Source organism: Arthrobacter sp. Hb9-2 (assembly GCF_059091165.1).
The window spans coordinates 80,808-92,374 of sequence record NZ_JBNHGJ010000018.1 but is presented as its reverse complement, the minus strand read 5'-3'; the positions used below and the strand labels follow the sequence as shown (position 1 = coordinate 92,374).

Below are 11,567 nucleotides of genomic sequence, written 5' to 3'. Positions count from 1 at the left end.
GTGTTGACCGAATGAATCCACCCGTTCTTGCCCACAGGGATAAACACCCCGGTATCGATGGTCTTTGTCATTCTAGATGTCCTTCCAAAAGCAATACGTCGTTTAGGTTTTGGCTGATGCAGCGACAGGAAAGCGTCAAGCTGCGACGAGTTCGCGTTAGACCAAGGCTCCTAATTCAGCTTGTGCCTCAATGGAGTGGCCACCCTTGGCAAGTGTATCACTTTAGTGACGTCCGTCATGAGTACGCAACGTAGTGCGCCTCACTAGCGGCAGGGGATTAAGGCGGGGGCCCAGTCCGCGGGATGAAAGCAGGAGGCCGATGCGACAAAGCAGAGTGAGAATACGCATCGGCCCCCGGACTAAAGGGCGGTGGTCAAGCCGCCGTCAACGACCAGGGTCGTGCCGCTGATGTAGGTGTTGCGATCTGATAGGAGGAAGGCAATGGGGCCAGCGATCTCATCCGGGTTGGATGTGCGGCCGATCGGCAGGTGGCCGTGTTCCACCAGGTCGCGGAAGTAGGGGGTGTCGGCTTCATTGACGCCGGTGTCGGGGTCGTTGGACATGCGGGTTTTGACGAACCCGGGAGCAACGATGTTGACCAGGACATTACTAGGGGCGAGCTCCAGCGCAAGGGCGCGAGTTGCTGCATCCAGGCCGCCTTTTCCGGCTACGTAAGCGAAAGAAGCAGGCATCGCCTGAGTGGCTCCTGTAGAGCTGACATTGACGATGCGACCTGACTTCCGTTCAGCCATGCGAAGACCTGCTTCGCGGGCGAGGAATATCGCCCCTTCGAGGAAGACTGCCAGCTGTTTGCGGAATTTTTCGATGGTGAGGTCGGCAAGTGAGGTGTAGCTGTAGGCTCCGGCAACGTTCGCCAGCCCTTGGATGTGCCCGTGCTTCGCCTCAATTTCATCGAGCAAAGCCTTGTGCCCATCAATGTCCGTGACATCGAACTTGTAACCGTACACGCCGTCCAGGTCGATGGGTTCGAGGTCCAGTCCGACTACGGTGTAGCCGTCCTTGACTAGAAGTTGGGCAGTTGCCGCTCCGATGCCATTGGCCGCGCCGGTTACAGCGATAGTGGGTCCCGTCGTCATGTTTAACTTCCTTCGTGTGTTGTCGTCTGAAACTCAATGATTTTGTGAGGACCCGTCCTCCCCAGGGTTTCCTGCCGAATGGCAGGCCCTGTTAGGCCGGCGATCGAGCGTCCCGCCTAACTGCAACCGGGGCGCCGATCTTGATACTCAAGGGCTGGGAGTAATTGCTCGTCCAGTCCTGCGCTGATACGGGCGTGGTCAGCGGCAGAAGTAAAGTCCCCTGCCATCCGGATGTTCAGTAACTTTTCACCGCAATCCTCTAACGCGGGTGACATCCGCATGAGACAATCTACGCATGACCTCGCTAACAGTGTCAACTATGGATGGTCCCACTTTTTCGGCTGTTTGTGCCGGCTTGGACATAGGCGTCGACGAGCCCGTGCTTCCACCGAGCGACACTAGAAAGTAAAGAGGAGGTGCGAGGAGATCATAAAGACGAAGGTGAAAACCGATCCACAGCGAGTCGGGAAGCAGAGTGAGCTAGATTTCAGCGTGCCGACCAACGGGGGATTCCATTCAGAAGTGCTTCAACCGCAGCAGCTCGCCATGACGCTACTGGGTGGTTACGTAAGGAACCGCCGCCAGACAATCTGGTCGGGAGGCTTTGTCGGGCTTCTGGTTGACGCGGGCTTTACAGTTGGTGCCGCCCGAGCCGCACTATCCCGGATGGTTCAAAACGGCATGCTTGAACGGGAACGGAGCGGCCGCCTTATCCATTACCGGATTACCGATGCGCTCGGAAGCATTCTTGATGAAGGTGACCGGCGTATGGAGTGGGCCGAGACTCCGAAGGTAGCTCCCGACACCTGGACCATGCTGTGGCATGACATCCCGTTAACGAAGCGATTGGAACGCACGCGCCTTGCCCGGCGGCTTCGATTCCTCGGATTTGGGCCGGTCCAGGACGGTCTGTGGATTTCGCAGCATGATCGCGAGGCGGAACTTGAACAGTTGTTTGACGAATTCGACGTACGGGAACACGCGAGCGTTCTCATCGGCAGGATGGCAGAACTCCCTGGGCTGTCAGCCATCATTCGGCGAGCATGGGATCTGGACGCACTGTGCCAACGCTACCGCGCCTTCGCAAAGCACTATCGGGATGTTGCTGATTCCTGCGAGAAGATGAGTGACAGAGAAGTGTTTGTCGCAAGAACGATGCTGATTCACGACTATCGGCTGCTCGAGTGCCCAGACCTGCCTAGCGCAATGATGCCCGATCCGGGCGCGCGACCGGAAGCGGTAGACGCCTACTTCGCGATCGTTCGATCGCTAGCGCAGCGGGCTTTCAACTACTTTGACTCCGTGATGTCTGCCGGTAAGCCCTTCTCCGATGTGGTGACCGTAGTGGAGGATGCGACATGAGCCACAGGCAGGCAAGGGCGTCGACGCCGGAAGACCTCTGAGTCAACCGCTTCGGTGCCCGGTGGCTTCGAGCACTCGGTCCAGCCAGCTCACACGATGTGTCAGTCCTGCTATATCGGACGGTGCGAGCCAGCGGTATGCATCGTGTTCCCAGTTGATTGTCAGTGCGGAATCTGATGCTTCTGCTGCGAAAGTGTGAACTCGCCATGGGTTGCCCAATTGGTCCATGAGCTCGAGGGACGGTCCTGCGCGGAAGTTGATCAGGTGTGAGGAAGCCAGCCCCGCTTCCTCAAGTACCTCCTGAGCAGCCTGCTTTTCCGGGGAAGTTCCCTGCTCCACAAAGCCTGTTATGCAGTGCCACAGCCCCCTGTCGTGGTTAAGTTGTTGGCTTCGTCGGAACAGCGCAATGTCTCCCTGGCACTCGAGAACGACAGCCACGACGATCCGTGGCACCTTTAGGGTCCGCGCTGCTACGGCTCGACGGAGTTCAGGGTCAGGAGTGGGTGAAACGTTCGGCAATTGGGGACCTCACATCGGTGGGCGTCAGCAGACATACCGGGAGACGGCGTCGTCCGCTGGGCCGCGCAAGAGGCATAGGCCCTTGCACGGCCCACGGACAAATGTTTCCTGCCCCAACGAGATCTTTTGGCCCGATGGTACCGAAGCGGCTCAGGCTGCGGAGGTTGACGACACGGGGGCCGGCTTCGGTAGCACCGAGCGGCAGTGGTATGCGTCACATCACGTTAAATATATCACTAGTACGCCGGTGGTCAAGAAGACGCAATCTTCTTGCTTCGGGGCTTGACAGGGCGTGCCGGGCGCCGTTTGCCGCTTGGTGCCCAGCAGCCGACGGCGGCCGCAGTTTAGCGTTCCAGCCGGAACCCGAGCTTCATGGTCACCTGCCAGTCTGCGACAGCGCCATCCTTCAAGTGACCACGGATCTCTTTGACCTCGAACCAATCGAGGTTCCTCAAGGACTTGGAAGCCTCACTGATCCCACTTCGGACTGCTGCGTCGACACCGTCCGGGGACGTGCCAACAATTTCGGAAATGCTGTACGTGTGATCGGACATGCCCGCTCCTTTAACTTCTTAAACCACGGCTCTGATTGCTTCGAAGACTAGTGGAACCATTGACGCATGACAATTTCCTTACGGCCGTTACGAGAACCTAGGGCCTGCCGCATTGTGCTCGACGGAAGACAGCCGCCTATCTGGCAACGCAGCTGCTGTGCGTCGCTTCGGATCTTATGAAGGTCAGGAGACCTTGGCGAGTGCGGGGCCAAAGGACTTTTCCCTGGCATAGAGAGACCACACTGCGGCCATGGCCAACGCGGACACGATCAGGGGGACGCCGAAGAGCATGAAGATGTTTTCGGCCTTCCAGCCGCCGGCCAGGAGGTAACCCACCAGAATGGGTGAAACGATTGAGACCAGCCGCCCGATGCCGACCATCCAGCCGATCCCTGTTCCGCGGAGCTCGGCCGGGAAAAGTGCCGGTGTGGTGGCGTAGAACCCGGCGACGTTCGCTGATGTAACCACGCCGAGAATGGCGCCGATGATGATGGCCACTGAGGTCTGGTTGAAGGCCATCCCGAAGATGACGTAGATCAGCGCGGAGGCCAGGAGTGACCCAAGCAGCAGGTGACGGCTGCGAAGAAAGATAGCCAGGGCGCTGAAGATGAAGCAGCCTATGATGCCGCCGAAGTTCACGACGAGGCCCATCGTTACGCCCAGGCTGTCGTCCCCCGAGGAGGTGGCGATGAGTTTCGGGGTCCAGGTGCTCGCGAAGTAGTAGGCGGCAATCATTAGGCCGTAACCTAGCCAAAGCAAGAGAGACTGGGCTGCCATACGTCCGGTCAGTAGGGTCTTGATGCCGTGCTGTGTCTGCTGGTTCTGGGACAACTCGGGAAGTTTTTCCAGCGCGCTTCGGCCCATTTGGGCGAGGATGACATTCAGCCTGGACAATGCGTTGTGTGGTCGTTTGGTGATGAGGTAATCGAGGGATTCTGGCAGGTACCGCCATGTCACGGCGAGCATCAGCACGCTGGCGGCCGCACCGATGGCGAACACCGATCGCCAGCCGAACTGCGGAATTAGGGGTCCTGCGATGAAACCGCCGAGGGTTGCACCGATGGCGAACCCGGCAGTGTAGAGCCCGAAGATACTGCCCCTTCGCTTGTCCGATGAGTACTCGGAGACAAAGACGTTCAAGTTCGCGATCATGCCTCCGATACCGAGTCCGGCCAGGACCCGGAAGGCCATCAGTTGCACGACGTCGCCGGCGAAGACCGATAGGACCATTCCTGCGCTAACCAGAACCAGTGCGACCAGCATCATTGGGCGCCGACCGATCTTGTCCGAGAAAGGTGTGAGGAAAAGCGATCCGGCTGCCATTCCGACGAGGCCTGAACTTAGGAGGAACCCTAAAGTAACGGGGTCCAGGCTCCAGCTCTTTGACAGCGCCGGTGCGGCGTATGCGGCGACCGCGACATCCATGCCATCGATGAGCATCAGCGCTATCGCAACAGCGACGGCGCGGATTTGGAGTCGGCTCATCGGAGATGTGCGGACTTCCTTGAGTATGTCCATCTTTACGTCCTCGTAAATTGGGTGCACTGACCCGGCAGCTGCCACGGCGCCGCTGCCTGGTCAAGGCGTTGAGTGAACTTGTGGGGGTCGAAGGTTTCTATGGCCGGAAGGTTGTTCAGGCCAGTTGGACCCGGACGGGCAAGGATTCCCACGCCCGCAGAGTGTTGTTGTGGTGCCTGCGTGCTTCGCCACTGATTTCGATGGTTGAGATTCGCTTGGCGAGGGCTGTGAGGAGGGTGGACGCCTCGAGTCGGGCGATGTGCTGTCCCACGCATTGGTGGATGCCGAATCCGAACCCGACGTGCCCGGAGGGGTCCCGGCCAAGGTCGAAATGGTCAGGGTTGTCCCACCGCCGCGGATCCCGGTTTGCCGAGCCTAGGAACATGAGTATCTTTTTGCCCTCGGGGATGAGTGTGCCGCCCATTTCGATGTCCCGGGTGGTGGTCCGGAAGAACGTCTGAACGGGTGATTCAAGGCGAACTGCCTCGTCGAAGGCGGTACGCGAGAGGGCTGGGTTGTCACGCAGTCGCTTCCACTGGTCTGGGTTGGTCGCGAACGCGTAGAGGACGGCGGCCAAACCGTTGACGGTCGTGTCCACCCCGGCGGTGAGAAGCGACCGGACAATCAGAGGCGCTTGGGCCGAGGTGATGTCTCCCCTGTCCGCAGCCGCCCATATCTGGGCGCCGAATCCATCCGGGGTTAGTACGTTTCTGGCGCATTGTGCTGCTATTGAGGCTGTGAGCTCAGCGACGCGCGGTGCGCCTTTTGCAACCAGCTCGTTCGGCGGGCCGAAGGCGTTAAAGACGTGGTCCCCATAGGGTAGGAGGTTTTCCCGGCCGCTGCGGGGTATGCCTACTGCGTCTGGAAAGACGCGAAGCGGAAACGCCGTGGCCAGGTCGGTGACGGCGTCGAATTGGGTGCCTCTCGAGAGCAGGTCCTCCACAAGGGTTTCGGCGTCGTGGGCCCATGCGTCCCCTAGTTTGCGGATTTCGCGGGGGCCGAGGATCTTGCTCAGTACGGCCCGGGGTGCGTCGTGGTGCGGGGGGTCTGCCTCCAGGAGCAGGCTCGGTGGCCGCCACGGCTTTTCGTATCGGAAGTTGCTTAGGCCGACACCTGCTGCGGACTGGAAGGTTTGCCAGTCCGTTAGCGCGGCGTGCACTTCCTTGTAGCGGCCCATTGCGTAGACGTCATATTTTTCCAGGTAAACCACAGGTCCGGCAGCCCGAAGATCAGCTTGGAATGGGAGCGGATCCTCAAGAACGTCGTAACTGAACGGGTCGCCGTCACTGACAGGCGCATTGGATGTGGTGAGTTGGACGGTCATTGTCGGTCCTTCGGGTGTAAGCCGGGTTAGAGGTCAAGAACGAGGCGGTCAGTGCAGGAGCGTGAGACGCAGGGAAACATGCAGTGACCGGCGGCCCGGTCCGCGTCGTCGAGAATGGAGTCACGATGGTCGGGTTTCCCGGCCAGTACGTTGACCTCGCACGTTCCGCACGTTCCTTCGCGGCAGGAGGTTAGAACGCTGACGCCTGCGTCTCCGAGGGCTTCGAGGATGCTCACCGAGGGCGGAACTGTCACGGACAGGCCGGTTTGGGCAAGCTCCACCTCGAATGGGGTGTCGCGTGCAGGGGCGCCGTGGGCTTTGGCGGCGAAGTGTTCCAGGCGCAAGAGCCCAGCGGGCCAGTCACCGCAGTGCCGTTCGACGGCGGCGAGCAGCCGTTGTGGACCGCATGCGTAGACCTTGGTATCCGTGGCGGGACCGCTGATGAAGTCTTCGAGCGGACATGGGCCTGATTCCTCTTTGGGCAGGACCAAGACCCGGTCCCCATAGCCGGACAGCTCATCGAGGAACGCCATGCTGCTCCGCGACCTGCCTAGGTACAAGAGTTTCCAGTCCGCACCCAGCATGTCTGCCTGCTGGATCATGGGAAGCATCGGGGTAATACCGATGCCGCCAGCGACGAACAGGTATTTTTCGGAAGGTACCAGCCGGAAATTGTTCCTCGGTCCCCCCAGAGCGACCATCGTTCCCACGGTGAGTTGTTCGTGGATGTACGCCGATCCCCCGCGCCCCGAGCGCTCGTGCAAAACCGCGATGCGGTAGCTGTAGGCATCCCATCGGTCGCCGCAGAGGGAGTACTGCCGGGTGATGCCCGAGGGCAGGACCACATCAACATGCGATCCAGGTGTCCAGTCAGGCAACCGGCGGCCTTCGGGATGGGCCAAGGTCAGTGACACTACGTCGCTCGAAACACGGGTCTTTGCCGTCACTGTCAGTTTTACATGGGAGTCTGCAACAGATTTCTTTTCGAACATGTCGGCTCCTTTGCTCGCTTTGTTCTCCCCTAAGATTCGCTTGAAAGTGACTTACGCCACCACGCCGCTCTCAATGAGTGAGAACGTTTTTCTGCGAGCTATGGGATCCGGGGCACCGGATACGCCATTGCCCGGGAAACAGCAGAGGATGCGGCTTGAAGAACGGCGATCCGGGAGCGGGCGCTGACATCATTTGGGACAACAATTCCCAACGCAGCTTCTACCTTGCCCGCGGGGTTTCGGACCGGCACTGCAATGCCGGTGGCATCGGGGTGTATGTGGCCGGCCAGGAATGCATACCCTTGCTGGCGGACCTCGGCAAGGGCAGCCCGCAGCTGTGAGGGGGTACTAATCGTCCACTTAGTGAATATCTCGAGGGTTTGCGCAATGATTCGTTCCTGCTGCGCCGGCGGGGCGTAGGCCAGGAGAAGCAGCCCGGAGGAGGACGCATGAAGGGGAAGCCGGCCGGCAACGCGGGTGTAGTTTACGACAGCCCCAGGCGCGGTCAGACGCTCCACGAAAAGAACATCGTCGCCCTCCATCACGCCCAACTGAATGTGCTGGCCAATGATGGCGTGCAGGTCCTCCATAACCGGCATGGCAGCTTCCCGCAGGCCCATGGTAGGTGACGCGCGGGAGACTGCCTCCCACATGCGGACCCCGATTCGCACCTTGCGGTCCTCGTCCCGCTCAAGCCAGCCAAAGGTTCTTAGCTCTTCCACGAGGCGTGACGCGGTCGCGATGTGCAGCCCGGACCGGCGCGAAATTTCGGTCACGGTCAGGGAGGTATCGCCAGGCCCGAAGGCCTCAATGATACGGACGGCGCGGGAGAGCACCGACTCTCCCCCTTGTGTGCGGGTCACTTCAGTACCATCTTCGAAGGTGGGCGGGAAGCACGCTGCGATGGTATCTAAATATAGGAACCCGTGCTCGATTCGGTGAGGTCCCGGATCCTGGGGCGGACGCGGGCCGCCACGCGGGTCACGGCTTCGCGACGGGCGCCCACGGTGTTCTCGATGGTCCCGATGCCTTCCACTGTCATCCGAACCACATCGCCGGTTTTCAACGGCGGAGGAGTCTTTGAACCATTGCGCCCCCAGAGTTCTGCGAGGCAGCCGCTACCACAGGTCCCGGAGCCCAGGACGTCGCCGGGGCGAACCACTGAGTCCTGTGAGGCGTAGGCGACGAGTTCGGCGAACGGCCACCCCATATTGGACAGCAGGTCCTGCCCAATGGGCTCCCCGTTGACCTCCACGGCCATGGAGATCGGCAGGAACCCCTCGGCGTCGTGCCGGTCTTCGAACTTATCCGCGGTGACAATCCAGGGCCCCAGGGTGTTGGCGAAGTCCTTGCCTTTGCACGGGCCGAGGCTGACTTTCATCTCGCGGCGCTGCAGGTCCCTGGCGGACCAGTCGTTGAGCACGGTGTAGCCGAAGATGTGCCGGTGCGCCTCCTCGGCGGTCAGGTTCCGGCCGTCACTCCCGGGGACGCGGCCGACGACGGCGGCCACTTCCGTTTCAAAGTCCAGGTCCTCGCAGCCCGCCGGAATACTAATCACCTCGCCGGTGCCGGTCACCGTGTGCGGGTTCGTGAAGTAGAAGGTGGGCGCCTCGTACCATTCGGGAACCACACCCGCCACGCCGTCGATGCTCTTCCGCACCCCTTCGACATGTTCCTCGAACGCGACGAAGTCCCGGATGGTGGCGGGCTCCAGTGGGGCGAGCAGCTGCACCTCCGCCAACGGAACGGGAGGGGCTGAACCTAGGGTCTCCCGGGCAACGCGCAGGGTGTCGTCGAGTCCGGCGTCGAGCAGCGTCTGCACGGAATGGCCGGCGGGTAGGGCGTAGCAGTTTCCGCCGTCCACAAAGCCGGACTGCGTCCCGCCGTCGTGATTCCAACGGGCAATCTTCACCATGTGAGTGTTCCTTAAGTGTTGGGTCGGGCGGCTAAAACGGCCGCCGCGGTGATCCCCAGGCTGCGTGCGTTGCCGCCCAAAACCTGAGCCTCGTCGTCGGCCGGGAGTCCGGCAGCCTGGACCTCGTTTACCGGGAGGTCGGAACCCATATCGAAGGGGTAGTCCGAGCCGAGCAGCACCTGCTCCGGACCCGCCGCGGCGACGAGCGACCGTAGTTCCGCGGCGCTGTGCACCAGGGAATCGAAGTACAGCTTTTTCAGGTAGGACAACGGCGGCTGGGCGCAGCCGTGTGCCTCAGGCCGGACCTTCCACGCGTGATCGGAGCGGCCAAGCTTCGTGGGCAGGTAGCCGCCTCCGTGCGCCGCCAGCACTTTCAGCTCAGGGTGCCGGTCCAGGACGCCGCTGAAGATCAGGTGGGACAGTGCCACCGCGTTCTCCGCGGGCTGTGACACCGTGTTTGCAAGGTAGAAGCGGTCCAGCCGTTCATCCAGTGAGCAGCCGAAGGGGTGCAGGAACACCAGGGCGCCCAGCTCCTCGGCCCGGTTCCAGAACGGTTCCAGCCGGGGGTCGGAGAGTTCGACTGTGCTGCGTTCCGGATCATCCGGGGTGGCGGCATACGAGCCGATTTCGACGCCGAGCAGCCCGCACTCCAGTACAGCGTGCTCCAGGGCTTCCACCATCAGGGCGGGGTGTTGGAGCGGGACCAGGCCCAGGCCGTTGAGCCGCTCAGGGGCCCGGTCCACAAACTCCCGGACCGCCTGGTTGGCGGCCTTCCCTACCTGCAGGGCCAGCTCTTCGCCGGCAAAGTAATAGAAGTGCGACGGCGACGGGGAGACCAGCTGCACGTCCACGCCTTGCGCATCCATGTCGGCAAGCCGGCGGTCCAGGTCCGTCAGCTGCGGCCAGCGCTCCTTGATCATCCGGCCCGATGCCGCCATCGATTCCAGGCCGTTGCGCTGCACTTCCAAGGCCTGCTGTGCACTGAAGCCCGCAGGATCCGCCTCCGCCACAAGCTGCTGAAGGGCCGGAAACAGGATGTGGGCGTGGACGTCAACGGTGGGGTTTCCCGGTTCGGGCGTGCGGGCGCTCATGCGGGTTCCTTCACCAGGCTGGAGATTGAATGCATGAGGCCGGGCACGTTGGCATCCCGGACGCCGTCGAGCATCCACTGGCCCAACTGCACGGACGCGTCGACAACTGCCTTTGCCCTGTCCAGGCGGCGGTCGGTGAATTCTTTCCAGAGCGTCTCGGTAACGTCGTCGGCACTGATCAGGAGTTCGGCCAGCACAGCCGCATCCTCCATGGCCATGGCAGCACCCTGCGCAATCGTGGGCGGGCAGCTGTGTGCGGCGTCGCCGATGATGACGCTGCGGCCGCGGTTCCAAGGCTCGTCCACGAGGTGCGTGGTGAACCAGGTGTAGTTGATGCGGGCACTGTGGTCCAGGTTCTCCCGGATCTCGTTCCAGGGGCCGCCGTAGGCCGCGGCGAGTTCAGCCATAATGCGGGGGCCGTCCTCGTGCTTGCGCTCCTGTGCCTTCTCCACCAGGTAGGCGTATATGGTGTCAGGGCCGGTGGGGCAGTAGCCGGCGATGAAGCAGGGGCCGCCGTAGGTGAGGTCCGTGCGGACCACTTCCTCGGGGCGCTCCACGAAGGCACGCCAGATGCCCATGCCCGTGGACTGGGGTTCAACCTCGATGCCGATGGCCTGGCGGACTGCGGAGTGCAGTCCGTCGGCGCCGATGAGGAGGTCGTAGGTGGCGCTGCCGCCGTCGGCGGTACTGACGGTGACTGATCCGCTGTCGTCCGTTATGCCGGTGACCGTCTTGCCGTAGCTGATGCGGGCGCCTGCCTGCTCGGCGCGTTCGCGGAGGATCGCTGTGAGGTCGGGGCGGTACATGCCCAGGGTGGCGGGCAGGTCCTCGCCACCGGTGCGCATGTCGTCCATTACGGCGATGACACTGCCTTCGGGATTCGGGGCGCGCAGGCCGAGGGTGCTGAACGCGTAGCCTTTCGCCTCGACCTGCTCCCACACCCCGAGCTGGCGGAGGACCCGGAGGGCGTTGCCCTGCAGGGTGATTCCGGATCCAAGGGTCTGCGGTGCTTCCGCCTTTTCGAGGATTTCCACCTGGATTCCGGCGTCGGCTAGGAGGATGGCTGCGGTCAGTCCCGCGGCTCCGGCCCCGACGATTCCGACGTTCTGTACTGCTGCCATCGCTGACTCCTTTGTATTGACGGCGTAACTGCTGGTGGTTTGTGTTGCTGCTAGCTATATCGGGACGTTGCCCG

Annotated in this window: 11 protein-coding genes; 1 reads left to right on the top strand and 10 read right to left on the bottom strand. The window is 61.8% G+C overall.

Annotation, left to right across the window (positions count from 1 at the left end):
• Window positions 1-359 precede the first annotated feature (359 nt).
• On the bottom strand, window positions 360-1,097 hold the full coding sequence (locus tag AC5RV1_RS11965) for an SDR family NAD(P)-dependent oxidoreductase (protein WP_493994699.1): 738 nt from the start codon (window positions 1,095-1,097) through the stop codon (window positions 360-362).
• A 441-nt stretch (window positions 1,098-1,538) separates the two neighbouring features.
• Here AC5RV1_RS11965 and AC5RV1_RS11960 point away from each other — a divergent pair, with 441 nt between their 5' ends.
• Window positions 1,539-2,459: a PaaX family transcriptional regulator gene (locus AC5RV1_RS11960; RefSeq protein ID WP_493994698.1), complete on the top strand. Its 921-nt coding sequence runs from the start codon at window positions 1,539-1,541 to the stop codon at window positions 2,457-2,459.
• 42 nt (window positions 2,460-2,501) lie between these two features.
• Here the strand turns inward: AC5RV1_RS11960 and AC5RV1_RS11955 are convergent, their stop codons facing one another.
• From AC5RV1_RS11955 to AC5RV1_RS11915, 9 genes are all read right to left on the bottom strand, one after another.
• Window positions 2,502-2,897, bottom strand: coding sequence for an NUDIX domain-containing protein (locus tag AC5RV1_RS11955; protein ID WP_493994697.1), 396 nt, complete (start codon window positions 2,895-2,897; stop codon window positions 2,502-2,504).
• A 425-nt stretch (window positions 2,898-3,322) separates the two neighbouring features.
• Window positions 3,323-3,532, bottom strand: a complete 210-nt coding sequence (locus tag AC5RV1_RS11950) for a dodecin (RefSeq protein WP_493994696.1) — start codon at window positions 3,530-3,532, stop codon at window positions 3,323-3,325.
• Between the two features lie 183 nt (window positions 3,533-3,715).
• Window positions 3,716-5,050 carry an MFS transporter gene (locus AC5RV1_RS11945; RefSeq protein WP_493994695.1) on the bottom strand — a complete coding sequence of 445 codons (1,335 nt, stop codon included), beginning with the start codon at window positions 5,048-5,050 and terminating at the stop codon, window positions 3,716-3,718.
• Window positions 5,051-5,165: 115 nt separating this feature from the next.
• Window positions 5,166-6,374: a cytochrome P450 gene (locus tag AC5RV1_RS11940; protein ID WP_493994694.1), complete on the bottom strand. Its 1,209-nt coding sequence runs from the start codon at window positions 6,372-6,374 to the stop codon at window positions 5,166-5,168.
• Window positions 6,375-6,400: 26 nt separating this feature from the next.
• On the bottom strand, window positions 6,401-7,366 hold the full coding sequence (locus AC5RV1_RS11935; RefSeq protein ID WP_493994693.1) for a PDR/VanB family oxidoreductase: 966 nt from the start codon (window positions 7,364-7,366) through the stop codon (window positions 6,401-6,403).
• Between the two features lie 98 nt (window positions 7,367-7,464).
• Complete coding sequence (locus AC5RV1_RS11930; protein WP_493994692.1) at window positions 7,465-8,229, bottom strand: IclR family transcriptional regulator; 765 nt, start codon at window positions 8,227-8,229, stop codon at window positions 7,465-7,467.
• Between the two features lie 47 nt (window positions 8,230-8,276).
• On the bottom strand, window positions 8,277-9,281 hold the full coding sequence (locus AC5RV1_RS11925; RefSeq protein ID WP_493994691.1) for a fumarylacetoacetate hydrolase family protein: 1,005 nt from the start codon (window positions 9,279-9,281) through the stop codon (window positions 8,277-8,279).
• An 11-nt stretch (window positions 9,282-9,292) separates the two neighbouring features.
• Complete coding sequence (locus AC5RV1_RS11920) at window positions 9,293-10,372, bottom strand: amidohydrolase family protein (protein ID WP_493994690.1); 1,080 nt, start codon at window positions 10,370-10,372, stop codon at window positions 9,293-9,295.
• The gene (locus AC5RV1_RS11915) at window positions 10,369-11,493 is read right to left on the bottom strand and encodes an FAD-dependent oxidoreductase (RefSeq protein WP_493994689.1); all 1,125 of its coding nucleotides are present in this window, start codon (window positions 11,491-11,493) and stop codon (window positions 10,369-10,371) included. The genes AC5RV1_RS11920 and AC5RV1_RS11915 overlap by 4 nt, the downstream gene beginning before the upstream one ends.
• Between the last annotated feature and the right edge of the window lie 74 nt (window positions 11,494-11,567).